The sequence below is a fragment of the Streptomyces sp. NRRL F-5123 genome, from assembly GCF_000721495.1.
Classification (GTDB): Bacteria; Actinomycetota; Actinomycetes; order Streptomycetales; family Streptomycetaceae; genus Actinacidiphila.
The window spans coordinates 227,284-250,450 of sequence record NZ_JOHY01000002.1 but is presented as its reverse complement, the minus strand read 5'-3'; the positions used below and the strand labels follow the sequence as shown (position 1 = coordinate 250,450).

Here is a 23,167-nt window from a genome sequence, read left to right as displayed (position 1 = left end):
ACCGGCTCCGTGGCAGGACGAGCCCGCGCCTGTCACCCGCCGGACTTGCGGAAGCGTCCGGCCAGGACGGGGTGGGCTCCCACCACAGGCCGGTCGCCCGCGCCGCCACTCCTTCGGCCACCGGCCGCTCCTCGGGCCCGCACCACGGCGAACAAGCCGGACCGTACTTTCTGCCCGACGAACGGTGCGCGGCGTACTGCCCCGCCGGGAGGAGTGCGGTCAGGCGGGGGATCCGCGTCCGGGCCGGCGGGCGTCCGCGGTGAGGGCGTCCATGCGGCGGGCGGCGACCTCCCGGTCCGCGGCCGCTGCGACGAACGCCGCGACGTGTTCCGCACCCACGAGGTCGCGGACGGCGCCCAGGGTGGCGGCGGGGAGAGCCACCTGCACGCTGTCCCCCTGTCGTACGGGCTCGGGCTCGGGCTCGCGGTCCGGGGCGGCGGGCGGCACCGCGTCGCCGAGGTGGCGACGCACGTGCGCGGTGGCACGCAGCCGCATCGCGCGGGCCAGCTCCGCGTCGACCGTCTGCTGGGCCAGCGGGCGCAGTCGCCGGACCAGGTCGGCGGCCTCGGCCGCCTCGGTGTCGCTCGGCGGGTGCTGGAGGAAGCGCTGGAAGACATACTCGGTGGTGAACTCCAGGAACCGCTCCGAGATGTGCTCCACCTGCCCGCGCAGCTCCCGCAGATGCCCGGTGATCGCCCCCAGCGGCACCCCGGCGGCGTGCAGTTCCACCGCCACGGCCAGCTCCTGCGGGCTGGGCACCGTGAACTCGTCCTCGCTGCCCGGCACCGGCTCCAGCACCCCCAGCCGCACCGCCTCCCGCACCGCGGACGGATCGGGTGTCCCGCCGAAGGCCTCGGTGAGCTCCTCCAGCCCGATGCGCGCCGGTCGCTCGTCCGACCAGGGCCGGTCCACCTCGCCGACCAGCCCGAGCACCCCGCCGAGCCCGGTGCCCGCGTCCCACGCGGCCAGCAGCTCCTTGATGCTGGCCAGCGTGTAGCCGCGCTCCAGCAGATCCGCGATCCGCCGCAGCCGCTCCAGGTGGGTGTCGCCGTAGACGTTGGCCCGCCCGCGCCGCTCGGGCTTCGGCAGCAGCCCTCGGTCGGTGTACGCGCGGATGGTGCGGACCGTCGTCCCGGTGATCCGGGACAGGTCCTCGATCCGGTACGCGCTCCTCCCGGTGTCGGCGTCGCTGCTCACCCGCTGGCCCTCATGTGCTCCCGCTCGGCTGCTCGTTCCCGTCCTCCGGGCCTCAGCGGCCTCCGCGCCGCCCGTCCCGCTCCCGCCTGCACCGTACGCCACCGGTTACAGCGGGGGGTCGACCCGGGCGAGGGCCCGTACAGCGCCCGGCGACAGCCGGCTCAGCCACCGCGCGCCGCGGGCCTCGGGCATCACGGGCACGACCGCGGTGTCCCGCAGCACCGCACGGACCACGGCGCGGGCGACCTTCTCCGGCGGGTAGTTGCGCAGTCGGTACAGCCGCGCGGACCTGACCCGGCGGCGCCGCTGCTCCTCGTCGCTCACACCGGTGTGCCGGGCGCTGCCGGTGATCGGGGTGTTCACCGGCCCGGGGCAGATGGCGCTCACGCCGATGCCCAGCGGTGCCAGCTCGGCTCTGAGGCATTCGCTCAGCATCAGCACGGCCGCCTTGGACGTGCTGTACGCGGGCAGCGTGCGTGACGGCAGGAAGGCCGCGGCCGATGCGGTGTTGACGATGTGGCCGCCCTCGCCGCGCTCGGCCATCTGGCGGCCGAAGAGCCGGCAGCCGTGGATGACACCCCACAGGTTGACGTCCAGCACCTGCTTCCAGTCCTCGGCGGTCGTGTCGAGGAAACGCCCGGCCAGACCGATGCCCGCGTTGTTGACCACCACGTCGGGCACACCGTGGCGCTCGCGGGTACGCGCGGCCAGCTCCTCCATCGCCTGCCCGTCGGACACGTCGACGGTCTCGGCCCAGGCGCCCGGCGCCCCCGCCGCGCGCGCCAGCTCCACCGTACGCGCGGCGCCCGCACCGTCCCGGTCCACGGCCACGACCCGCGCACCCGCGTCCGCGAACGCCACCGCCGTGGCCCGCCCGATCCCGCTCCCCGCGCCGGTGACCAGCACCAGCTGCCCGGCGAAACGCTCACCGGCGGCCCGCAGCTCCCGGGCCGGCGCGGGCCGCGACCCCTTGCCGCCCCTTTCCGTCCGTCCGCTCGCCGCGCCGCCTTCCCCTTCCAGGGCACCCTCCTGCGTCGCCGCGGCGAACTCCGCGATCCAGCGGGCCATCTGCTGCGGGCGGGAGCGCGGCACCCAGTGCTTGGCGGGCAGCGTGCGCCGGGTCAGCCGGGGCACCCAGCGATCCAGGTCGTCGTACAGCCGCTCGGACAGGAAGGCGTCGCCGGTCGGAGTGACGAGCTGTACGGGCACCTGCGCGTAGGCGTCCGGGCGGGGGTGGCCGAGGCGCTGGCGCACGTTGTCCCGGTAGAGCCATGTGCCGTTGGCGGCGTCCCGCGGCAACGAGGCGGTGGGGTAGCCGCATGCGGGCAGCTTCTCCGCGCGTGCGAGCATCCGGGGCCACTGCTTGCCCAGCGGGCCGCGCCAGGCCATTTCCGGCAGGACGGGGGTGTGCAGCGCGTAGATGTACCAGGACTTCAGGCCCTGGCCGAGCACCTGGGCGGCGCGGCGTGGGGTGGGGCGGCGCACCCGGCGTCTGATCCAGTGGCCGAAGTGGTCAAGGCACGGGCCCGAGACGGAGGTGAAGGACGCGATGCGGCCCGCCGTCTCCGGCACGGTGACGAACTCCCAGCCCTGCACCGAGCCCCAGTCGTGGCCGACCAGATGCACGGGCCGGTCCGGACTCACCGCGTCGGCGACGGCGAGGAAATCCAGCGTCAGCTTCTCCAGCGCGAATCCCCCGCGGAGCGGTGCCGGCGCCTGCGAGCGCCCGTGCCCGCGCACGTCGTAGCGGACCACATGGAAGCGGTCGGCCAGCAGCTCGGCCACTTCCGACCACACCTCCTTGCTGTCCGGATAGCCGTGCAGCAGCACCACCGTCGGCCGCGCCGGATCACCGGACTCGGCCACGCACAGCCGGACCCCGTCCGCACCGGTCACGAACCGCTCGGCCGTCCGCGGGCCCCCGCTCGCCTCCTGACGTCCTTCCTGTCCCCCCTCTTCGCCGGCGCCCTGACTCCCGCCCGTCCCGCTCATCTCGCTCACCCGCCCCTTCGTCCGCACATCCGAAGCTGACATCACTCACTGTGACATCGCTCGATGGGACGGTCAAGGCCCGGTCACTCCCTGTGGACAACCGCCTCACCGTTCGGCGGCAGCCCCGGGTCGTACCGACCCCTACGGGTGGTCAGCCCCGAGGAGTACACGAATCCGGCACCCCGGGGGGACGCCAGGGAGTGCTGCGGGCCACTACGGTCGTCCCGTGACTGTGATCTCCACCGAAAGCCTGAGCAAGCGGTACCCGGGCGTGACCGCTCTCGACGGGCTGTCCGTGGCCGTCACCCCCGGCGTGACCGGGCTGGTGGGGGCCAACGGGGCCGGGAAGTCGACGCTGATCAAGATCCTGCTGGGGCTGTCCCCGGCGACCGAGGGCAGGGCCGCCGTGCTCGGGCTCGACGTCGCGACCGACGGACCGCAGATCCGCAGCCTGGTCGGCTACATGCCCGAGCACGACTGCCTGCCGCCCGACGTGTCGGCGACCGAGTTCGTCGTGCACATGGCCCGGATGTCGGGGCTGCCGCCGTCCGCCGCGCGCGAGCGGACCGCGGACACGCTGCGCCACGTCGGCCTGTACGAGGAGCGGTACCGCCCGATGGGCGGGTATTCGACGGGCATGAAGCAGCGGGTCAAGCTCGCGCAGGCGCTCGTGCACGACCCGAAGCTGGTGCTGCTCGACGAGCCGACCAACGGTCTGGATCCGGCGGGGCGGGACGAGATGCTCGCCCTGATCCGCCGGGTGCACACCGACTTCGGCATCTCGGTGCTGGTCACCTCCCATCTGCTCGGCGAGCTGGAGCGCACCAGCGACCACATCGTCGTCATCGACGGGGGCAAACTGCTGCGCGCCTCCTCCACCAGCGATTTCACGCAGACCACCGCGTCCCTCGCGGTCGAGGTCACCGACCGCGAGGAGGATCTGCTCGCGCTGCTGACCGGCGCGGGCCTGACCACCCAGGCGCAGGGCCATCTGCTGCTGGTCGACATCGCCGGCGACGAGACGTACGACACCGTGCGCGACGCGGTGGCCGGCCTCGGTGTCGGCCTGGTGCGCATGGAGCAGCGCAGGCACCGGATAGCCGAACTGTTCGTCGACGACGACACCGCCCCGGCAGGGGCCGACGCCCACAGCAAGGAAGGAGACGGCCGTGAAGCAGCCTGACGTCACCGCACCCGGCGATACGGCGGCCGCCACCGCGGGCGCCCGCGCCACCGGTTCACCGCCCGACGTCATCCACGACATCGGCTACCGCAGCTACACCGGGCCGCGCCTCGGTCGCGGCTACGCACGCACCTCGCTCTTCGTCCAGAGCCTGCGCGGCGCCTACGGTCTCGGCCGAAGCGGCAAGTCCAAGGTGCTGCCGATGATCCTGCTGGGCGTGATGTGCCTGCCCGCGCTGATCATGGTCGCGGTCGCGATCTTCGCCGACCGCAGCGACCTGCCTGTCGCGTACACCCGCTACGCCGTAGTGCTCCAGGCGGTCATCACGCTCTTCGTCGCCGCCCAGGCCCCGCAGTCGGTCAGCCGTGACCTGCGCTTCAAGACGACCCCGCTGTACTTCTCCCGCCCCATCGAGCGGGTCGACTACGTGGCGGCCAAGTACGCGGCGCTGGCCGCGGCGATCTTCCTGCTCACCACGATCCCGCTCCTCATCCTCTACATCGGCGCGCTGCTGGCGAAGCTGGGCTTCGCGCACCAGACCGCCGGGTTTGCGAAGGGCCTGGTGTCCGTCATATTGCTCTCCCTGCTCTTCGCGGGGATCGGTCTGGTCATCGCGGCGGTCACGCCGCGCCGCGGCTTCGGCGTGGCGGCGGTGATCGCCCTGTTCGTGATCACCTACGCGGCCGTCTCCAGCGTGCAGGGCGTGGCCGGGACGCAGGAGCACTACGACGTCATCGGCTGGATCGGCCTCTTCTCGCCGGTCACCCTGATCGACGGCTTCCAGACCTGGTTCCTCGGCGCCCGTTCCGCCTTCCCGCAGGCCGCGGGACCGCCGAACGCGGCGGCAGGAATCGCGTACCTGCTGGTCCTCGTCGGCGTCATCACGGGCACGTTCGGGCTGCTGATGCGGCGCTACCGGAAGGTGGGCCTGTCGTGACCACGATCACCATCGACAACGTCTCGCGCTGGTTCGGCAACGTGGTGGCGGTCAACGACGTCACGATGAGCATCGGACCGGGTGTGACGGGGCTGCTCGGCCCCAACGGCGCCGGCAAGTCCACCCTCATCAACATGATGGCCGGCTTCCTCGCCCCCTCCAGCGGCACGGTCACGCTGGACGGCAGCGTCATCTGGCGCAACGAGCAGGCCTACCGGGAGATCGGCATCGTGCCCGAGCGCGAGTCGATGTACGACTTCCTCACCGCCCGCGAGTTCGTCGTCGCCAACGCCGAGCTGCACGGGCTGCCGGATCCGGGCGCCGCCGCTCAGCGGGCGCTGGCCACCGTCGGGATGGAGTACGCGCAGCACCGCCGGATCGAGACGTACAGCAAGGGCATGCGGCAGCGCGCCAAGATGGCGTCCGCGCTCGTCCACGAGCCCTCCGTGCTGCTGCTCGACGAGCCGTTCAACGGTATGGACCCGCGGCAGCGGCTGCACCTCATGGAGCTGCTGCGGCGGATGGGCGCCGACGGGCGCACCGTGCTGTTCTCCTCGCACATCCTGGAGGAGGTCGAGCAGCTCGCCCACCACATCGAGGTCGTGGTGGCCGGCCGCCACGCCGCCTCCGGCGACTTCCGCAAGATCCGCCGCCTGATGACCGACCGCCCGCACCGCTACCTCGTGCGGTCCAGCGACGACCGGCAGCTGGCGTCCGCGCTGATCGCGCACGCGTCCACCGCAGCGATCGAGCTGGACCTGCGGGAGAACGCCCTGCTCGTCCAGGCGGTCGACTTCGCCGGTTTCACCGAGTTCCTGCCCCGGATCGCCCGCGACCACGGCATCCGGCTCTTCACGGTCTCGCCGTCCGACGAGTCCTTGGAGAGCGTCTTCTCCTACCTGGTCACGGCGTAAGGAGCGACCGACATGTCCGTCACCACCGCCCCGTCCGGCCGCGCCGCCGCGCCGCCGTCACCGGGCCCCCGGGTCTACCACCCGACCGTCGCCCGGCTGACGTACGGTGCGCTGCTCGGCCGCCGCCGGGCCCTGCTGCTCTTCGGCCTGCCGCTGCTCACACTGATCATCGCGGGCGCGGTCCGCCTGCTCGGCGGCGCCGACGACTCCACGGCGAACGACGTGCTCCAGGGCTTCGGGCTCAGCGCGATGGTCCCGCTGGTCGGCGTCATCGCCGGCACCGGCGCGATCGGTCCGGAAATCGACGACGGCGCGATCGTCTACCTGCTCGCCAAGCCGATCAAACGCGGCACGATCATCCTGACCAAGCTGATCGTGGCCATAGGCGTCAGCCTCGCCTTCACCGCGATCCCGGTGCTGCTCGCGGGATACATACTCAACGCCAACGGGCAGAACGTGGCCGTCGCGTACGCCATCGGCTCCGCCGTGGCCTGCGTCGCCTACTCCGCGATCTTCCTGCTGCTGGGTGTCGTGACGCGGCACGCGGTGGTGGTCGGCCTGGTCTACGCGCTGGTGTGGGAAGGCGCGGTCGGCAACGTGGTGCCGGGTGCCCGCAAGCTCAGCGTTCAGCAGTGGGCGCTGGCCGTCGCGCAGAAGTTCGCGCACGGCGACGTGGTCAGCTCCGACGTGGGCCTCACCGCGAGCGTGGTGCTGCTGGCCGTCGTGACCGTGGCGGCCACCTGGTTCGCCGCCCGCAGGCTGCGCAGCCTGAAGCTCGCAGCCGAGGAGTGACCCGGCTCCCCGTACGCACCGCGGCGTGTCGCCGTACACCGGCGGCGGCCGCGGGCGGCGGGGGCACGGGGCGGACGGGCCGCTGCGGCGGGTCAGTGTCGCCGGGCGGGCGAGCGTACCGCGGTGAAGACTGAGGGCGATGCCCCCGCAGACACCGCAGGCGGCGCGGCCGGTGGCGGACCGGGCCCGTGCCGCGGCGCTCCGGCTCCGCCGCGTCACCCCGCGCGACGCGCGCCGGTTCGCCGCGCGGTGGGTGCGGTCCTCGCCCGGCACCCACATCTGGCTCGCCACCCTGGCGGTCACCAGCGTGGTCGTGGCGGCCGTCGCCCCGCACACCCGCTCGGCGCTGCTGCACCACTACAGCACCAACCTCGTCGAGCTGCACCATCACCCGGTCCGCGTACTGATAGGCAGCGCGTTCTGGATCCAGACGCCGTCGGCGTTCGCCTTCTACAGCGTGCTCTTCGAACTGGTCCACGCCCCCGCCGAGCGCTGGCTCGGCACCTGGCGCTGGCTCTTCACCGCGGCCACCGCGCACATCGGCGCGACGCTCGTCAGCCAGAAGGCGGTCTTCTTCGGCATAAGGGACGACCGGCTGCCGTACTCCCTCGCGCACACCGTGGACATCGGGGTGAGCTACGGCCTGGCCGGGATCGTCGGCGTGCTCGCCTACCGGGTGCCGCGGCCGTGGCGCTGGGGGTATCTGGGGGCGCTGCTCTGCTTCTTCGCCCGCCCGGTGCTGGCCGGCGGCACGTACACCGAGCTGGGGCACCTCACGGCGTTCCTGCTCGGGCTGTGCTGCCACGCGGCGACACCGCTGCCGACGCCCCGCGGCCCGGCCGGAGCGGGCGCCCTGGTCAGAGCAGGCGACCTGGTCAGAGCGGGTCGAAGAGCCGCTCCAGGACAGGCACGATCCCGTCCTCGTCGTTGGACGCGGTGACCTCGTCGGCGACCGCCTTCAAGTCCGGGTGGGCGTTGGCCATGGCCACGCCGTGTCCGGCCCACGCGAACATCGGGATGTCGTTGGGCATGTCCCCGAAGGCGATCGTCTCGGCGGCCGCCACCCCCAGCCGCCGCGCGGCCAGCGACAGCCCGGTCGCCTTGGTCAGGCCCAGCGGCAGCAGTTCCACGATGCCCGCGCCCGCCATGGTCGCGCTGACCATGGTGCCCGCCACCTCGTTGGCCACCCGCGTCAGCTCGTCGTCGGTCAGCTGCGGGTGCTGTATGTAGAGCTTGTTGAGCGGCTCCGCCCACAGCTCGTCCGGGCCGGAGATGTGCAGGACCGGCAGCTCGGGGTTGTGCACGTACCCCGGACCGATCAGCACCTCGCCGGTGAGGCCGTCGCGGCTCGCGGCCACCGCCAGCGGTCCGGTCTCCGCCTCGATCTTGGCCAGCGCCAGCGCGCCGACCTGCCGGTCCAGCGTGACCGAGGTCAGCAGCCGGCCGGACGCGGCGTCGTACACCTGCGCGCCCTGGGCGCAGACGGCGAGCCCCTGGTAGTCGAGGAGGTCCAGCACGTGACGGACCCACGGGACGGCGCGGCCGGTCACCACGATGTGCGCGGCGCCCTTGGCGGCGACCGCCGCGAGCGCGTCCCGCGAACGGGGCGAGACGGTCGCGTCACTGCGCAGCAGCGTGCCGTCCAGATCGGTCGCGACCAGCCGGAAGGGCAGCTTCCCGGCGCCCGCCGCGGCGGCCCGGTCCGGCGCGCTCACTTGGCGGCGGCCGGCGCGGTGGACGAGCCGGACGGCTCCAGCAGCTCGCGCCCGCCCAGATACGGCCGCAGCACCTGCGGGACGCGCACCGAACCATCGGCCTGCTGGTGGTTCTCCAGGAGGGCGACGATCGTGCGCGTCACGGCGCACAGCGTGCCGTTGAGCGTGGCGAGCGGGCGGGTGCCGTTCTCGTCGCGCAGGCGCACGCTCAGCCGCCGGGCCTGGAATTCGTTCGTGTTCGACGTGGACGTCAGCTCGCGGTACTTGCCCTGGGTCGGGATCCACGCCTCGCAGTCGAACTTCCGCGACGCCGACAGGCCCAGGTCGCCCGAGGCCAGCTCGACCACCTGGAAGGGCAGCTCCAGCGACGTCAGCCACTGCTTCTCCCAGGCCAGCAGCCGCTGGTGCTCGGCCTCCGCCTCCTCGGGAGTGGTGAAGACGAACATCTCCACCTTGTCGAACTGGTGCACCCGGAAGATGCCGCGGGTGTCCTTGCCGTACGAGCCGGCCTCGCGGCGGTAGCAGGACGAGAAGCCCGCGTAGCGCAGCGGCAGCCGACCCGCCTCGATGATCTCGTCCATGTGGTAGGCCGCGAGCGGGACCTCGGAGGTGCCGACCAGGTACAGGTCGTCCTTGTCGAGGTGGTACACGTCGTCCTCGGCCTGGCCGAGGTAGCCGGTGCCGGCCATGGCGGCGGGCTTGACCAGGTTCGGCGTCAGCATCGGGGTGAAGCCGGCGGCGGTCGCCTGCGCCATGGCCGCGTTGACCAGGGCCAGCTCCAGCAGCGCGCCGATGCCGGTCAGGTAGTAGAAGCGCGAACCGGACACCTTGGCGCCGCGCTCGGTGTCGATGGCGCCGAGCAGCTCGCCCAGCTCCAGGTGGTCGCGCGGGGTGAAGCCCTCGGCCGCGAAGTCGCGCGGGGTGCCGTGCTGCTCGACGACGGCGAAGTCCTCCTCGCCGCCGATGGGGGCGTCGGGGTGGACGATGTTGCCGAGCCGGAGCAGCAGCTGCTGGGCCTCCTCGGCGGCTTCGTGCTGCTCGGCGTCGGCGGCCTTGACCGCGGCCGACAGCTCGCCGGCGCGGCGCAGCAGCTCGGCCTTCTCGTCGCCCTGCGCCTTGGGGATCAGCTTGCCCAGCTGCTTCTGCTCGGCGCGCAGCTCGTCGAAGCGCGTGCCGGAGGACCGGCGGCGCTCGTCGGCGGACAGCAGGGAGTCGACGAGCGCGACATCCTCTCCACGGGCGCGCTGCGAGGCGCGCACACGGTCGGGGTCGTCACGGAGCAGGCGAAGGTCGATCACGGTCACAGGCTACCGGGGCGGGGCGCGCGGGCGCGACAACTTAGCGGCTTTATGCCCGATATGAGAGTTTCACTACATAAGCGTGGGAAATCCGCAGTGCGGGCGAAAAAATGGCCCGTCAACCATATTGCGGCCGTCCCACGACCAGGTGCATCCGGCTTGTGGAGAACCGGAGTTGATCATCTCTCCCGGAGTGGGTTATCCACAGGCCTGCGGAAGATCTCCACCACTTGTCCACAGGGTGTGGGGAAGATCTGTGGAGGAAGGGCGAGATCATTCCGGGGGCCGGGTGAACGGCTATGGATTCCCCGTCGAAACTCGCTCCACACTCACTTTCGAGTGAGAAATGCTCCTCGGACGAGTGGGTCGCGCGAAATGGGCTGACGAGGTGCGTCCTGCGGAATCTGTGGCGAGCTGGTGTCTGTGTACCGATTTGTCGATGACGTCGGCTTCGCCTGTCGACTTGTCCCCACGTTACCCACAGGCCTGCGGCACCCCCTGTGGATAACTCGCGGGTAGCTGTGCAGAACACAGCAGAACAGTGCAGAACACCTGTGCAGAGCCGGTTCGGGCTGCCGTACGGCCGGCGCACGCACCCGCCGTACGGATCCGCTCAGCCGCGGCCGTCGAGGGCGCGGTTCAGCCAGTCCGAGGCCTCGGCGAACTCCGTGTCGCCGGTGCCGCGCGCGATGGCCCCCGCCACCTCGTCCGCCCGCGGGTACGACCCGAGGAAGCGCACGTTCAGGCAGCGCCGCCGCAGCCCCATCAGGGTCTCGCCGACCCGCCGGTCGGTCAGGTGGCCCTCGGCGTCGACGGAGAAGCAGTAACGGCCGAGGCCCTCGCCCGTGGGCCGGGACTCGATCCGCATCAGGTTCACCCCGCGGATCGAGAACTCCTGCAGCAGCTCCAGCAACGCGCCCGGATGGTCGTCGCGCAGCCAGAAGACCGCCGACGTCTTGTCCGCCCCGGTCGGCGACGCCAGCCGTGCGGGGCGGCCGACCAGCACGAAGCGCGTCGTCGCGTTGGCCGCGTCGGCGATGTCAGTCGCCACCGGCTCAAGACCGTACGTCGGCGCCGCGAATTCCCCCGCGAAGGCGCCGTCGAAACGGCCCTCCTGTACCAGCCGCGCGCCGTCCGCGTTGGACGCCGCCGACTCCCACACCGCGTCCGGCAGGTGCTCGGACAACCACTGCCGCACCTGCGCCTGCGCCGCCGGATGACCGGTGACCGTCTTCACCGAGGTCAGGTCCGTGCCGGGGCGCACCAGCAGCGCGAAGGCGATCGGCAGCAGCACCTCGCGGTAGATCATCAGCGGCTCGCCGAAGGCCAGCTCGTCCAGGGTCGCGGTGATGCCGCCCTCGACGGAGTTCTCGATCGGCACCAGCGCGCCGCCCGCCTCGCCCGCGCGCACCGCGTCCAGCGCGGCCGGCACGGACACCATGGGCACGAGCTCGCGTGTCGCCGCCTCGGGCAGTGACCGCAGCGCGGCCTCCGTGAAGGTGCCCTCGGGGCCCAGGTACGTGTAGCGGCTCGCTGACGACATGCAAGCAGCCTAACGGCCCGCGCGCACTGCTCCGTACGGGTAACGCACCGTCACCCCATCCGCGGTATCCTCCGGCGCGGCTCACCCCTCCAGCAGCCGCTGGCCCACGTATTCCCCCGGCCCTGCCCCGCCCGGCACCGCGAACAGGCCGCTCGCCTCGTGCCGCAGGAAGCGCGACAGCCCGTCCGCGCCGTCGAGCTTGCGCTGCACCGGCACGAAGCCCCGCATCGGATCCGCCTGCCAGGCCACGAAGAGCAGCCCCGCGTCCGGTGTCCCGTCCGCGCCTATGCCGTCGTGGTACGAGAACGAGCGCCGCAGCATGGCCGCGCCGCCGTTGGAGGCCGGGGCCGCGACGCGGATGTGGGCGTCCCCCGGAATCGCGAGGGTGCCGTCCGCGCCGAACGCGGCGAGGTCGGCCGGCGTGGTCTCGGCGCCGCCGGACAGCGGCGCCCCGTCCGACTTGCGGCGCCCGATCACCTTCTCCTGGCGCGCCACCGGGAGGTGGTCCCAGTCGTCGAGCAGCATCCTGATCCGCCGTACCACCGCGTACGACCCGCCCGCCATCCACGCGGGTGAGCCGTGCGGCGGCACGAAGACCCGGGCGGCGAAGTCCGGGTCGGAGGGCTTGGGGTTGTTGGTGCCGTCGATCTGGCCCATCAGGTTGCGCCCGGTCACGGCGCGGGAGGCCGCGCCGGGGCTGCGGGTGAAGCCGTTCATCTGCCAGCGCACCGCGGCCCGTTCCCGCGCCGCCTTCTGGAGCACCCGCAGCGCGTGGAAGGCCACCAGCGCGTCGTCCGCACCTATCTGCACCCACAGGTCGCCGTCGCTGCGACCGGCGTCCAGCCGGTCGCCGGGGAAGCGCGGCAGCGGCGCCAGGGCCTCGGGCAGCGCCGAGCCGAGCCCGGTGCGCGCGAAGAAGCCGCGGCCGAAGCCGAAGGTGACGGTGAGCGAGGCCGGACCGGCGTCGTAGGCGATCTGGTCGTCATACGCCGCGGGTGCCGCGGGGCGGTCCTGCCGGGTCATCGTGCGCACCGCGGCCGACCAGCGCCGCATCAGCTCCGCCGCGCCCCGCCGCCCGGCGTCCGGCAGCAGGTCGAAGGCCACCAGATGGCCGCGGGACTGCGCGGGCTGCACGATGCCCGCCTGGTGGGCGCCTTCGAAGGGGATGTGCGCGGAGCCGACCGTGCCGAGCGCGACGGGCTCCGTGCGCGCGGCAGCCGTGCCCGCAGCCCCGGCCGCGCCCCCGGCGACCAGGCCGGCCGCGCCCGCGGTGCCCAGCAGGCGCCGCCGGGTGAACGGCGCGGCATATTGCCGGGCCGTTCGGTCGGCGCCGCCTTCTGCCGTGCCGTCGGCGGGCGGGGCCGCCGCACGCCGGGCCTTCGGCCCGCCCGCGCCGGGGGCGTCCGCCTGCCCGCATATTGCGGGGTCGTCGGCGGACGGCCGGGGCTCGGCCCGCGGACCTCCGGCGGACTCGGGGCCTTCCGCCGCCGATCCGCCGGAGGCCTTGCGGCCTGCCCTGCCGGTCCTGCTCGCTTTGCCGGTCCTGCCGGTCCTGCCTGCCGTGCTCATGTGTGCTCGCTCTTGCCGTGTCGTGACGCGGGAGGTGCTCTGCCGCTCAGGAGGTGATCTGTACGTTCCGCGTCACCGTCACCTCGTCGATGTCGGAGGTGCGCACGGTGAGCGCGAGCTGCCAGGTGCCCGCGAGCGGCAGCCGTACGCCGGTCGCGATCCAGTGCCCGCCGGTGAAGGCGCTGACCTTCGCCGGGAGCGGCCCCAGGTGCTGCGCGGGCAGGGTGAAGGCGAGCCGTACCTCGGGCGCCTTGATCGGCTTCCCTGACGGGTCGGCGAGCTCCAGGTGCACCTCCGCGTCCTGGCCCGCACGCGGCGGGGCGAGGGTGAGGGACGCGGTGCCCTTGCCGCCCGCGCCGCCGGTGTCGAAGGGGATGCTCAGGCTGACCTGCTGCGGCGCGGTGGCCGCCGGGGCGCTCGCGCCGGGGGCGGCCGGAGCCTTGGCCAGGTTCTTCTGCTCCTCCGCGGCCCGGCCGGGCTGGCTGCCGGTGAGGATGGTGGTGACGGTCAGCAGGACGACGGCGATGCCCGCCTCGATCAGCACCGAGCGGCGCAGCGCCACCCGTGCGGGGTCGGCGTCGCGCACCTTCCGCTCGCGGGCCGCGGCCCGTACCGCCTGCTGCCTGCGCAGCTGGGCCGCCCGCCGCGGGTCGCCCCCGGCGGCGCGCTCGACGGCGGCGTCCGGGCCCGATCCCGCGTCGGAGGAGTCGCCCGCCCCGGCTGCTCCCCCGGCCGCCGCGTCGGCGGCGTCGTCCGTGCCGCCCCGCGCGCCCTGGCCGGGCTCCTGGGCGCCTTCCGCGCCCGCCACGGCCTCCGGCCCGCCCGCTGCCGCCACGACGGCCTGACGGGGCGTCCGGCGCGCTTGCGCGCGCGCGTCCTGACCGGCTTCGCGCGCCTTCTGCCGCCCGACCTTCGCGGCCTTGCCCGCCTTGCCCGCCGTCACCGCCGCGGGCACTGCCTCGCCGAGGGACCGCGTCCAGCGGCGGGAGAACCACGCGGTGCCCACGAGGCAGCACACCAGCCCGATCTTGATGAGCAGCAGCCGCCCGTAGGAGGTGTCGGTGAAGGCGCGCCAGGTGCCGATCTGCCGCCAGGCCTGGTAGGTGCCGGTGCCGACCAGCGCGGTGATCGCGGTCAGCGCGATCGTGGAGAAACGGCGTACGGCGGCCCGTTCGAGCGTTGCCGCCGTGGAGGGCAGGCTGAGCGCGGTGAGCAGGGTGACCAGGCCGCCCAGCCACACCGCCATGGACACCAGGTGGACGACGTCGACCGGCATCGCCACCTTGCGCTGGATGCCGACCGAGGCGTGCTCGGCCATCGCCCAGGTGGCGGCGACACCCACCGCCACGACGCTGCCGCCGATGCCCAGGCCCCACGCCAGGTCGGCGCGTTCCTCCGGGTCCTCGCGCTCGGTGAAACTGCCGAAGAGCACGGCGAGGAAGACCGCGGCGGCGGCGAGCAGCAGCAGCCGGGAGACGAGCGCGGCGCCCGGGCGGGTCTCCAGCTGGGTGCGGATCACGTCCAGGTCGAAGGCGTCGCCGAGCCCCGTGCCGTTGGCGTACGGGCCACGCAGCATGATCAGCGCGATGGTCGCGGCGACCAGGGCGACCCAGCCGCCGGCCGCGAGCCGCTTCATCGGGCGCAGCCGGGCCCCCTGCGGCCAGCACACCGACAGGAAGACGCAGCCGCCGACCAGCAGCGCGAAGCCGCCGTACGCGACGTAGCGCGCCACGCCGTAGAGCGTGCCCGCGGCGCCGCCGCCCACCGCGGCCTCCGCCGACACGTCGACGGTGGTCTTCGAGGGCGCGCCCACCGAGAAGGTGAAGGCGCCCGCGACCGGGTGGCTGTCCTGCGAGACGGCCTTCCACGCCACTGTGTACGTGCCGTTGCCGAGCCCCGTGCGCAGCCCGACGGTCGCGGTGGACCCGGAGTCCTTGCCGTCGGCGTGCGCGGGGGTGCCGACGGCGACGTTCACGCCCTGCGGGTCCAGGACGCGCAGCGAATCGGCGGACAGGAGCACGCCCTCGGAGAAGGTGAGCACCACCCGCTGCGGCGCGGTCTGCACGACCGAGCCGTCGGCGGGGTCGGTACGCAGCAGCGCCGCGTGCGCGGACGCGGGCGTGGCGGTGCCGAGCAGTACCGCGACGAGTGCGCCCAGCGTGGCGAGCAGCGCCGCAGCGGCACGGCGCGGCACGAGGCGCCGCTCCTGCCGCCGCGCGGAAAGCCGTCTGTTCATGCGTGGATCAGCCCCTCGGGTCGTACGTCGTCGGCCGCACGGGCAGGGTGACCGTGACCGTGGCGGGCGAGGCGTGGGTGAAGTGGAGTCGCAGGGTGATCTGCTCGCCCACCGAGGGTTTGTGGGTGAGTCCTTCGAGCATCATGTGGGCACCGCCGGAGCCCAGGGTGAGCTTGCCCCCCGCAGGCACGGTGAGTGCGCCCACCTGGCGCATGGTGGTGCCGGTCGTGGTGTGCAGGGTGACGTGCGCGGCCAGCGGCGTGGTCACCGAGGTCAGCTCGGCGTCCGTACCGCCGGTGTTGGCCACCGTCACGTACGCGGCGGCCTCGTCGGTGAGCAGCGGCCGGGGAATGTACCCGCCGCTCACCACGAGCCGTGCGCTGCCGCCTGGGCCCGAACCGCCGCCGGGAGCCGATCCCGGTCCCGATCCGCGCCCGGCCAGGCCCGCTGCCGCGCCGGTCGCCGCGGCCACTGCCACGACCCCGCCCATTGCGCCCAGAAGTGCCCGCCGCCGCTTCACGGCGCCTCACTCCTGATGAGCTTGGGCAGGTCGTGGGCGTACTGCTGGGCGGTGGTGCCGGACATGTACAGCACGTGGGCCTTGTCGTCCTTGGGCCAGAAGGCCAGCACCTCGGCGCCGTGGGTGACGGTGATGCTGCCGTCCTTCTCCTTCACCGGCGGTGTGATGCCGACGCCGACCGACCGGGCGGCGTTCTGGATCGTGGTGAAGTCGCCGGTCAGGCCGATGAAGCTCTTGTCCATCGCGCCCAGCCACTCGGTCAGCCGGGCCGGGGTGTCGCGGTCCGGGTCGGTGGTGACGAACACGACCCGCAGCCGCGCCTGGTCCGCCGCGGGCAGCTTGGACTTGGCCAGGGCGATGTCGCTCATGGTGGTCGGGCAGACGTCGGGGCAGTGCGTGTAGCCGAAGAAGAGCAGCACGGGATGCCCGGCCGTCTGCTTGACCAGGTCGAACGGCTTGCCCTGGTTGTCGGTCAGGTGCAGCTGAGGCTTGTTGAAGGGCGTGTCGAGCAGCGTGCCGGGCTGGCTCGCCGCCGTGGACACGTCCGCCGCGGGCCCGGAGCCCGGGCCGGAGGCGTCGGAGCCCCCCGAGCCTCCGCAGCCGCTGAGCAGGAGGGCACAGGCGGCGGCGAGGGCGACGGCGGCGGTCTTGGCGGTGGTGCGCATAGGTGGTCCCCAGGGTGCGATGGCGAAGGCCGGGCGGCCGCGGAGCCGCGCTAGTGGGGCGCGGCCGCCCGGCGTATTGCGTGTGCGTCAGTCGGTGGCCGCGGAGCCGCCGGAGGCCTCCGCCACAGCCGTACGGCGCCGTCCGGCGAGGACGCCGAAGCCGACGCCCGCGGCGCCGACGACGATGCCGGCGATGCCGAGGGCCCGCGCGGTGTCGTCGCTGCCGCCGCCGGACCCGGCGGCCTGCGACGCGGACGTGCCGGAGCCGCTGTCGGCGGCGGGTGCGGGTGCGGGGGTGCCCGTGGCGGCGCCGGCGTCGTCGGGCGCGGCCGCGGTCAGCTTCAGGGTCGGGGCCGGGTCCTGCGGCTCGGCCTGGCCGGCCTGCGGGATCTCGATCCAGCGGACGACGTCGCCGTTGTCGTAGGTCTGCAGCGTCTTGAACGACAGCGAGTCGGTGTCGGAGGGCAGCGGACCGAAGGAGACCGGGAACTGCTGGAACTGCCCGGGCGCGATCTTCCCGCCGGTCCAGGTGATCTTGGTGACGGCCTGGTCGATCGTGCCGTCGTCGGTCTTGATCGGCGTCGCCAGCTTCGACTTGGTCACCTGCGCGGTCCAGCCGGGCACCGGCTGGAGGGACACCGACGCGATCGGGTGGTCGGTGGGCAGGTTGACCTCGATCTTGACGGTCGAGGCACCGTCCTGCTCGTTGGGCACCTTGAAGGCGACCGTGGTGTAGCCGCCCTTGGCGGCGGTGGTCGGCTGCACGGTGACGTGGGCGAAGGCCGGTACCGCCGCCAGCAGGACGGTCGCGCCGGCGAGGGCGGCGACGGTCGCGGCGCGGCCGCGCAGGCGGGGCATGCCGGAGGTGCGGGCCACTCGGGAAGTGCGGGAAGTGCTCATGGCAGGGCTTCTCCACGGTGAGGGGTGCTGCGGACGGAAGGCTGTGCAGGCGCGGACCGCGCCCGTCGCAACGGCGTGCACGGGGCGCGGCGCACGGGCGTACGGAGCCGGCTGCCGCGGCAATGTGCGACGGGCCCGGGGCGTACGCGGGTGCGCCGCCGGTGTGCTGGTGCGGCGGCCGCGGCGTGGCGTACCCGCGCGCCGTCCGCCCGTCACCCGAGCCGCACCTGCCGCGGGCACCGGAGGCGCCCCGCGTCGTCACCGCCGGCCGCGGCAGCTGCGGCACCGGAAGGCCCGGTGGCAACAGGAATGCTGACGAAACCGGATGAACGCGGATGAGCCCGGAGTAACCGGGGTGAGGAAGAGGCGGGTGGGGCCGACGTCGCGTCAGGCCGCCAGTGCCACCGGCGGACCGCGCCGGGCCAGCGAATGCCGCAGCAGCACCGTGCGCCAGGCGGCGCGAGGTGTCCCCTCGGTACGCGGCGGGCCGTGCCGCGGGGCGCCGGCCAGGCCGGCGGTGAGCGCGGCCAGCAGCGCGTGCGCGCGGCGTACGGCGGCGGGGCTGAATCCGGTGAGCTCCGCCGCCGTACGCGCCGACAGCCTGACCAGCCGCCAGAGCGCGGCCTCGCCTCGCCGCAGCAGCCAGCCCGCCACCACGGCGGCCAGCAGGTGCGCGAGCAGCATCGGCAGCGAGCACAGCGGCAGCGCGGCCAGCGCCGAGCGTGCGGTGAGACCGGCCGACGGCGTCATCCCCGGCATCCCCGCGGTGTGCGCCGCGTGCGGGCCGAGGCCCGCGGCCGACACGATCTGCCGCGCGGACTGCGGCGTCAGAGCCGTCGCGTGGGTGCCGCACACCAGCCGGGCGGCCACCGTCAGCAGCCCGCCGTCAGCGCCACTCGAAGGAGTGAGCCCCGGTGTGGCGCACATCTGGCCCGCGCCGAAGACCATGTGCAGGGTGAGCTGTCCGGCGGCCAGGCTCGCGGCGATGCCCGGAAGCGTGCGCTCCCGGCCCGCCAGCGGCGCCACGACGGCGACGACCCCCAGCCACCCCAGCGCCAGCGACCAGCCCGGCACCGGCGTGCCCGAGGCCAGTGTGTGCCCGGCGGCGGCCAGCACGACGCAGACCGCGGCAAAGAGCGCGGCCCTCAGCAGTCGCATGCCGGCGCCTGCGCGCACAGCGAGGGCGGGGGTAGCCATGACGGCCGACATCTTCTCACCACGCGCCCCGTCGGTGAACAAGGGGGGTGTCCGGCTCGCGGTGGTGTGTCCGGTTGCCTTTACACCCGATTGCCGGGCGCGGGAATCCGCCGAATGAGCGGTATCACGTCAACACCGCGCTTACGGGGCGGCCTTCGCGGCAATACGTAGTCGTATGTCGAGCCGCAGCCAGGAGGCTGAGCATGAGCATCTGGTGGTCACTCCATTTGCGGCGCGAGGCTGCGAGCGTCCCGCTCGCCCGGAAGCTCCTGCTCGGGACGATGGAGACCGCCGGGGTGGACCCCGACATCTCCTTCGACCTGTCGGTGGCGCTGTCCGAGGCGTGCGCGAACGCTGTTGAGCACGCCGGAACGGCGACCGGCTACTGCGTCACCGCCCACATCGACGGTGACTGCTGCCGGATCGAGGTCGCCGACTCCGGGCCCACGACCTCCCGCGACCGCACGACCGTCTTCGAGCACGCACCCGACCTCGACCGCAAACCCGACTGGATCCTGCACCCCGCCCGACCACTGCCGCACCGCGGGCAGTACGCCGAGCACGGGCGCGGGCTCATCCTGATCGAAGCGCTGGTGGACCATGTGCGCTTCCACGACCGCCCCGGCGTCGGGACGGCCGTGTCCTTCGACAAGGTCCTCAAGTGGCGCGACGACGCCCTCCTCAAGGCGTCGTGACGCCTTGAGGAGGGCGTCCGGGGGGCGTACCTCGCGAGGCTTCGCGGGGGGACCCCTCCGGGCCCGCTAGCCGCGAAGCCCTGCCATCCAGGACTCGACCTCGGCCGAGGCGCGCGGCAGGGCGGCGGACAGATTGCGGTTGCCCCCCGCCGTGACGAGGATGTCGTCCTCGATGCGGACACCGATGCCGCGGTATTCCTCCGGCACGGTCACGTCGTCCGCCTGGAAGTACAGCCCGGGCTCCACGGTGAGCACCATGCCCGGCTCCAGCGTGCAGTCGACGTACGCCTCGGTGCGCGCGTGCGCGCAGTCGTGGACGTCGATGCCGAGCATGTGGCCGGTGCCGTGCAGCGTCCATCGGCGCTGCAGGCCCAGTTCGAGCACGCGCTCGACAGTGCCCTCCAGCAGGCCCCACGCGACCAGGTGCTCGGCGAGCACGCGCTGGGCGGCGTCGTGGAAGTCGCGGTAGGCGGCACCCGGCTTGACGGCCGCGATGCCCGCCTCCTGCGCGGCGTACACCGCGTCGTAGATCTTCCGCTGGAGCGGTGTGAAGCTGCCGTTGACCGGCAGCGTACGGGTCACGTCGGCGGTGTAGAGGTGGCGCGTCTCGACGCCCGCGTCCAGCAGCAGCAGGTCGCCGGAGCGCACCGGGCCGTCGTTGCGCACCCAGTGCAGCGTGGTCGCGTGCGGGCCGGAGGCGCAGATGGAGCCGTATCCCACGTCGTTGCCCTCGACGCGGGCGCGCAGGAAGAAGGTGCCCTCGATCCAGCGCTCCGAGGTGGCCTCGGCCTTGTCGAGCACCTTGACGACGTCCTCGAAGCCGCGGGCCGTCGAGGCGCAGGCCTGCTCCAGCTCGGTGATCTCGAAGTCGTCCTTGACCAGGCGCAGCTCGGACAGGAAGACGGTCAGCTCCCGGTCCCGCTCGGCGGTGACCTTGTCCGTCAGCGCCGCCTCCACGCCCGCGTCGTGGCCGCGCACGACCCGGACCGGCCCGGTGGCCTCGCGCAGCACGTCGGCGACCGTGCGCACGTCGCGGCAGGGCAGGCCGAGCAGCTGCTCGCCCTCGGCCAGGCTGTTGCGGCGGCCGACCCACAGCTCGCCCTGGCCGTGCAGCCAGAACTCGCCGTTCTCCCGGTCGGAGCGCGGCAGCAGATAGGCCGTGGCCTCGTGGCCGCCCTCGGCGAGCGGCTCCAGCACCAGGACGGCGTCCTGCGTCTGGTCGCCGGTGAGGTGGGCGTACTCGGTCGCGGCGCGGAAGGGGTAGTCCGTGTCGTTGGAACGACGGCGCAGATTGCCGGCCGGCACCACGATGCGCTCGCCGGGGAAGCGCGCCGACACCGCGGCACGCCGCGCGGCCGTCTGCCGCGCCTGCGGGATCGGCTCCAGACCGCGCCGCTCCGTGTCCGCCCAGCCGGACTTCATGACGGCCGCCAGCTCGTCCGACACCGCCGGATACAACCCGTTCTTGCGCTGCTTCACCGGCTTGTCCGCGGCCGCCTCGGGCTCCTGCGCCCCCGCCGTCTCCTGCTCTTCCCCGTTGGTGCCCCGCTGCCCGTCGGCCTCCGTCACGTCCCTGCCTCCTCAAGATGAACCTTTCGTCCATCGTAGGCGGGGGGTGTGTCAGTCGAAACGGGCCACCATCAGCACCAGGTCCTCGGCGCCCGCGGCGGCGTCCAGGCCGCCGGGCAGCACGGTACGCAGCAGGTGGTCGGCCAGCAGCCCGGGGTCCTCGCGTACGGCGCCGGTCGCGCTCTGGGCGGCCGCGTGGACGCGGGCGACGGCTCGGTCGGCGGAGTCGCCGGTGCGGTGCAGCAGCCCGTCAGTGAAGAGCACCAGGCTCTCGCCGGGCCGCACCCGCAGCTCGACGCCGGGCGCCTCCCAGCAGCTGAGCATGTTCAGCGGCGCCGACAGCGAGGTCTCGACGAATTCGCAGCGGTGGTCGCCGACCAGAAGCGGCGGGCAGTGCCCGGCGCCCGCCAGCGTCACCCGGCGGCTCCCCGCGGACTGCGGGGCACACACATGGCCGAACAGCGCGGTCGCGGAGCGGGCCGGCTCGGTCAGCCGCAGCAGCAGCTCCAGGTCGGAGAGCACCGCGACCGGGTCCTCGCCCTCCATGACCGCGTACGCCCGCAGCGACGCCCGCAGCCGGTCCCGCGCGGCCACCGCGCCGGGACCCGCACCCGTGACGCCACCCACCGCCAGCCCGAGCGCCCCCTCGGGCAGTGGCAGGGCGTCGTACCAGTCGCCGCCGCCGAGCGGCCCGCACTGGTGCCGTACGGCCATCCGCACGCCGGGGACGCGCGGCAGACGGGCCGGCAGCATCTCGGCGGACAGGGCGGCGGCGTCCCGCCGGACCCGCGCCAGGTCCAGACCGCGGGCGAGGTGCTCGGCGGCGTACCGCAGGTACATGCCGGCCAGTCGGCGCTGCCGCGGGGTCGGCTCGGCGGGCTCGTCGTAGAACCACACGACCGCGCCGAGGCGGCGGCGGGCCGATTCGGTGGCACAGGGGGCCGGGCCGCTCGTGGACGGAGCGGGGCCGGGGCCGCACGCGGCGGGGCCGGTTGTGGAGAAGTCGTGGAAGTCTTCCGCGCCACCGTCGCCGGGGAAGGCCGCGGAGGTGGCGGGCTCGAGCTCGGCTGCGGAATATGCCACGCCGTTTGTGCGGGAAGTGGCTGAATCCGGTGAGGGTAGGGTGCCGTCTTCCGGCCCCGCGGAGGGCCCGTCGACGGCCAGCGCGAGCCCGTAGGCGGCTGCCAGGCCGAGCTGCGCCGCCACCTCGTGGTGCCGCTCGCGGGCGCCGGGCCCCTGCCGCAGGTCGGGGTGCGCGGCCTCGTCCGCGCCGGGGGGCACCGCACCGAAGCCGACGGTCTCCAGGGCGCCCAGGTCGGAGTGCCCGAGGCCGTGGCCGACGGTGGTGTCGGGGCCCAGGCCGTCGGCAGGGGCGAGCGTGACGAGACCGCGCCGGGCGCCGACCAGGGCGCCGCCGGCCAGCGCGACTTCGCGCAGCGCGTCGTCCAGCAGGGCCGTTCGGGCCAGCCGTTCGGTCAGTTCATGGAGCAGCGACAGGTCGCAGGACCAGGACACCAGCCCGTCCTGAAAGGCGGGAGTGAATCCGGGCGGGATGCGTTCCGCCAGGCCGGGGGCCGTTTCCGCGGCGGGGGCGGTCGCCGCGGCCGGGACCGCGGGCAGGGAAGAAGGCGCGACGGCAGGCGCCGCCGCCGCGGGGGCGGACGAAGGCGCGGTGGCGACAGGCGCGTTGGGAGTATGCGCCGCGGCGGGTCGCCGTGGCTCGCTTCCGGCCACTTTTCTGACCCGGGACGGGTTCACCGCCCGCGACTTCCGGGCAGAGAACGGAGGGTGGGGCAATCCGAGCTTTTCGCCCGCGCAAGGCGGAGCACTCGCATGATTAGCATCGCAAACCCCCATGTGTGCTGCGCCGCTGTCAAGGACCCCACTTCTACACGGGCGATCGTGGGCATGTCCAGGATTGTCCCGATACCAGGAATGGTGTCGGGTCCCTTGCGTCCGCCGTGTCCGACGGCATACGTTGGCCGAAAAGAACCACCCCCGCCGTATGCGCGCTGTCGACTGATCCAAGCCAACAGCGCGTCATATTGCGGGCGATGGGTAGGAACCCGAAGTCTGGCTCAAGCGTCGTAAGTACGTAATCAGTTGACGGCCGACCCAACCCGAGTGGCAGGGGTGCTGGGCCCGAAGTGAGCCACGAACGAGTGGGTCACGATCAGGGCACCGCGAAGTGCCGAGCGCCCTATTCGCGCTAACCTCCGCCACGTTCCACGCTCGGCTGGCGGCG

General features: G+C 73.5%; 19 protein-coding genes. 6 read left to right on the top strand and 13 right to left on the bottom strand.

The features are described 5' to 3' along the window. Window positions 1–219 precede the first annotated feature (219 nt). Both IH54_RS0102985 and IH54_RS0102980 read right to left on the bottom strand, forming a co-directional pair. On the bottom strand, window positions 220–1,197 hold the full coding sequence (locus tag IH54_RS0102985; RefSeq protein ID WP_031512637.1) for a MerR family transcriptional regulator: 978 nt from the start codon (window positions 1,195–1,197) through the stop codon (window positions 220–222). Between the two features lie 105 nt (window positions 1,198–1,302). Continuing rightward, window positions 1,303–3,189: an SDR family oxidoreductase gene (locus tag IH54_RS0102980; protein WP_078861915.1), complete on the bottom strand. Its 1,887-nt coding sequence runs from the start codon at window positions 3,187–3,189 to the stop codon at window positions 1,303–1,305. 226 nt (window positions 3,190–3,415) lie between these two features. Here IH54_RS0102980 and IH54_RS0102975 point away from each other — a divergent pair, with 226 nt between their 5' ends. The 5 genes from IH54_RS0102975 to IH54_RS0102955 all read left to right on the top strand — a co-directional run bounded on the left by IH54_RS0102975 (window position 3,416) and on the right by IH54_RS0102955 (window position 7,955). Further along, window positions 3,416–4,372 carry an ATP-binding cassette domain-containing protein gene (locus tag IH54_RS0102975; protein WP_031512633.1) on the top strand — a complete coding sequence of 319 codons (957 nt, stop codon included), beginning with the start codon at window positions 3,416–3,418 and terminating at the stop codon, window positions 4,370–4,372. Beyond that, window positions 4,359–5,309 carry an ABC-2 transporter permease gene (locus IH54_RS0102970; RefSeq protein WP_420711702.1) on the top strand — a complete coding sequence of 317 codons (951 nt, stop codon included), beginning with the start codon at window positions 4,359–4,361 and terminating at the stop codon, window positions 5,307–5,309. The genes IH54_RS0102975 and IH54_RS0102970 overlap by 14 nt, the downstream gene beginning before the upstream one ends. Further along, on the top strand, window positions 5,306–6,223 hold the full coding sequence (locus IH54_RS0102965; protein ID WP_031512631.1) for an ABC transporter ATP-binding protein: 918 nt from the start codon (window positions 5,306–5,308) through the stop codon (window positions 6,221–6,223). The genes IH54_RS0102970 and IH54_RS0102965 overlap by 4 nt, the downstream gene beginning before the upstream one ends. Window positions 6,224–6,235: 12 nt before the next feature. Next, window positions 6,236–7,015, top strand: coding sequence for an ABC transporter permease (locus tag IH54_RS0102960; RefSeq protein ID WP_052397004.1), 780 nt, complete (start codon window positions 6,236–6,238; stop codon window positions 7,013–7,015). Window positions 7,016–7,154: 139 nt separating this feature from the next. Then, window positions 7,155–7,955, top strand: coding sequence for a rhomboid-like protein (locus IH54_RS0102955; RefSeq protein ID WP_063762185.1), 801 nt, complete (start codon window positions 7,155–7,157; stop codon window positions 7,953–7,955). Here the strand turns inward: IH54_RS0102955 and IH54_RS0102950 are convergent. The 9 genes from IH54_RS0102950 to IH54_RS0102910 form a co-directional block, all read right to left on the bottom strand. After that, entirely contained in the window at window positions 7,891–8,730 is an 840-nt protein-coding gene (locus IH54_RS0102950) for an HAD family hydrolase (protein ID WP_031512626.1), read from the bottom strand. The two genes, IH54_RS0102955 and IH54_RS0102950, sit on opposite strands and share 65 nt — an antisense overlap. After that, complete coding sequence (gene serS, locus IH54_RS0102945; RefSeq protein ID WP_031512625.1) at window positions 8,727–10,028, bottom strand: serine--tRNA ligase; 1,302 nt, start codon at window positions 10,026–10,028, stop codon at window positions 8,727–8,729. The genes IH54_RS0102950 and serS overlap by 4 nt, the downstream gene beginning before the upstream one ends. 613 nt (window positions 10,029–10,641) lie before the next feature. Then, window positions 10,642–11,571, bottom strand: a complete 930-nt coding sequence (pheA, locus tag IH54_RS0102940) for a prephenate dehydratase (protein ID WP_031512623.1) — start codon at window positions 11,569–11,571, stop codon at window positions 10,642–10,644. Between the two features lie 81 nt (window positions 11,572–11,652). Then, window positions 11,653–13,140, bottom strand: a complete 1,488-nt coding sequence (gene efeB, locus IH54_RS0102935) for an iron uptake transporter deferrochelatase/peroxidase subunit (RefSeq protein WP_078861889.1) — start codon at window positions 13,138–13,140, stop codon at window positions 11,653–11,655. Window positions 13,141–13,186: 46 nt separating this feature from the next. Next, on the bottom strand, window positions 13,187–15,376 hold the full coding sequence (locus IH54_RS0102930) for a copper resistance protein CopC (RefSeq protein ID WP_078861888.1): 2,190 nt from the start codon (window positions 15,374–15,376) through the stop codon (window positions 13,187–13,189). A 7-nt stretch (window positions 15,377–15,383) separates the two neighbouring features. Then, complete coding sequence (locus IH54_RS0102925; protein WP_234343328.1) at window positions 15,384–15,896, bottom strand: copper chaperone PCu(A)C; 513 nt, start codon at window positions 15,894–15,896, stop codon at window positions 15,384–15,386. Continuing rightward, window positions 15,893–16,561: an SCO family protein gene (locus IH54_RS0102920; protein WP_031512616.1), complete on the bottom strand. Its 669-nt coding sequence runs from the start codon at window positions 16,559–16,561 to the stop codon at window positions 15,893–15,895. Before IH54_RS0102920 ends, IH54_RS0102925 begins: the two co-directional genes overlap by 4 nt. An 87-nt stretch (window positions 16,562–16,648) precedes the next feature. Beyond that, window positions 16,649–17,461, bottom strand: coding sequence for a YcnI family protein (locus tag IH54_RS0102915; RefSeq protein WP_420711701.1), 813 nt, complete (start codon window positions 17,459–17,461; stop codon window positions 16,649–16,651). Between the two features lie 387 nt (window positions 17,462–17,848). Next, window positions 17,849–18,619, bottom strand: a complete 771-nt coding sequence (locus tag IH54_RS0102910; protein WP_234343327.1) for a hypothetical protein — start codon at window positions 18,617–18,619, stop codon at window positions 17,849–17,851. A gap of 242 nt (window positions 18,620–18,861) precedes the next feature. Between IH54_RS0102910 and IH54_RS0102905 the strand changes: the two genes are divergently transcribed. Further along, on the top strand, window positions 18,862–19,353 hold the full coding sequence (locus IH54_RS0102905) for an ATP-binding protein (RefSeq protein ID WP_031512612.1): 492 nt from the start codon (window positions 18,862–18,864) through the stop codon (window positions 19,351–19,353). A gap of 66 nt (window positions 19,354–19,419) precedes the next feature. On the opposite strand, the gene IH54_RS0102900 is transcribed toward IH54_RS0102905, so the two are convergent. Both IH54_RS0102900 and IH54_RS0102895 read right to left on the bottom strand, forming a co-directional pair. Further along, window positions 19,420–20,832 (bottom strand): aminopeptidase P family protein, encoded by a 1,413-nt coding sequence (locus IH54_RS0102900; protein WP_234343345.1) that lies wholly within the window; start codon window positions 20,830–20,832, stop codon window positions 19,420–19,422. Window positions 20,833–20,973: 141 nt separating this feature from the next. Further along, window positions 20,974–22,437: a PP2C family protein-serine/threonine phosphatase gene (locus IH54_RS0102895; RefSeq protein WP_324607732.1), complete on the bottom strand. Its 1,464-nt coding sequence runs from the start codon at window positions 22,435–22,437 to the stop codon at window positions 20,974–20,976. Between the last annotated feature and the right edge of the window lie 730 nt (window positions 22,438–23,167).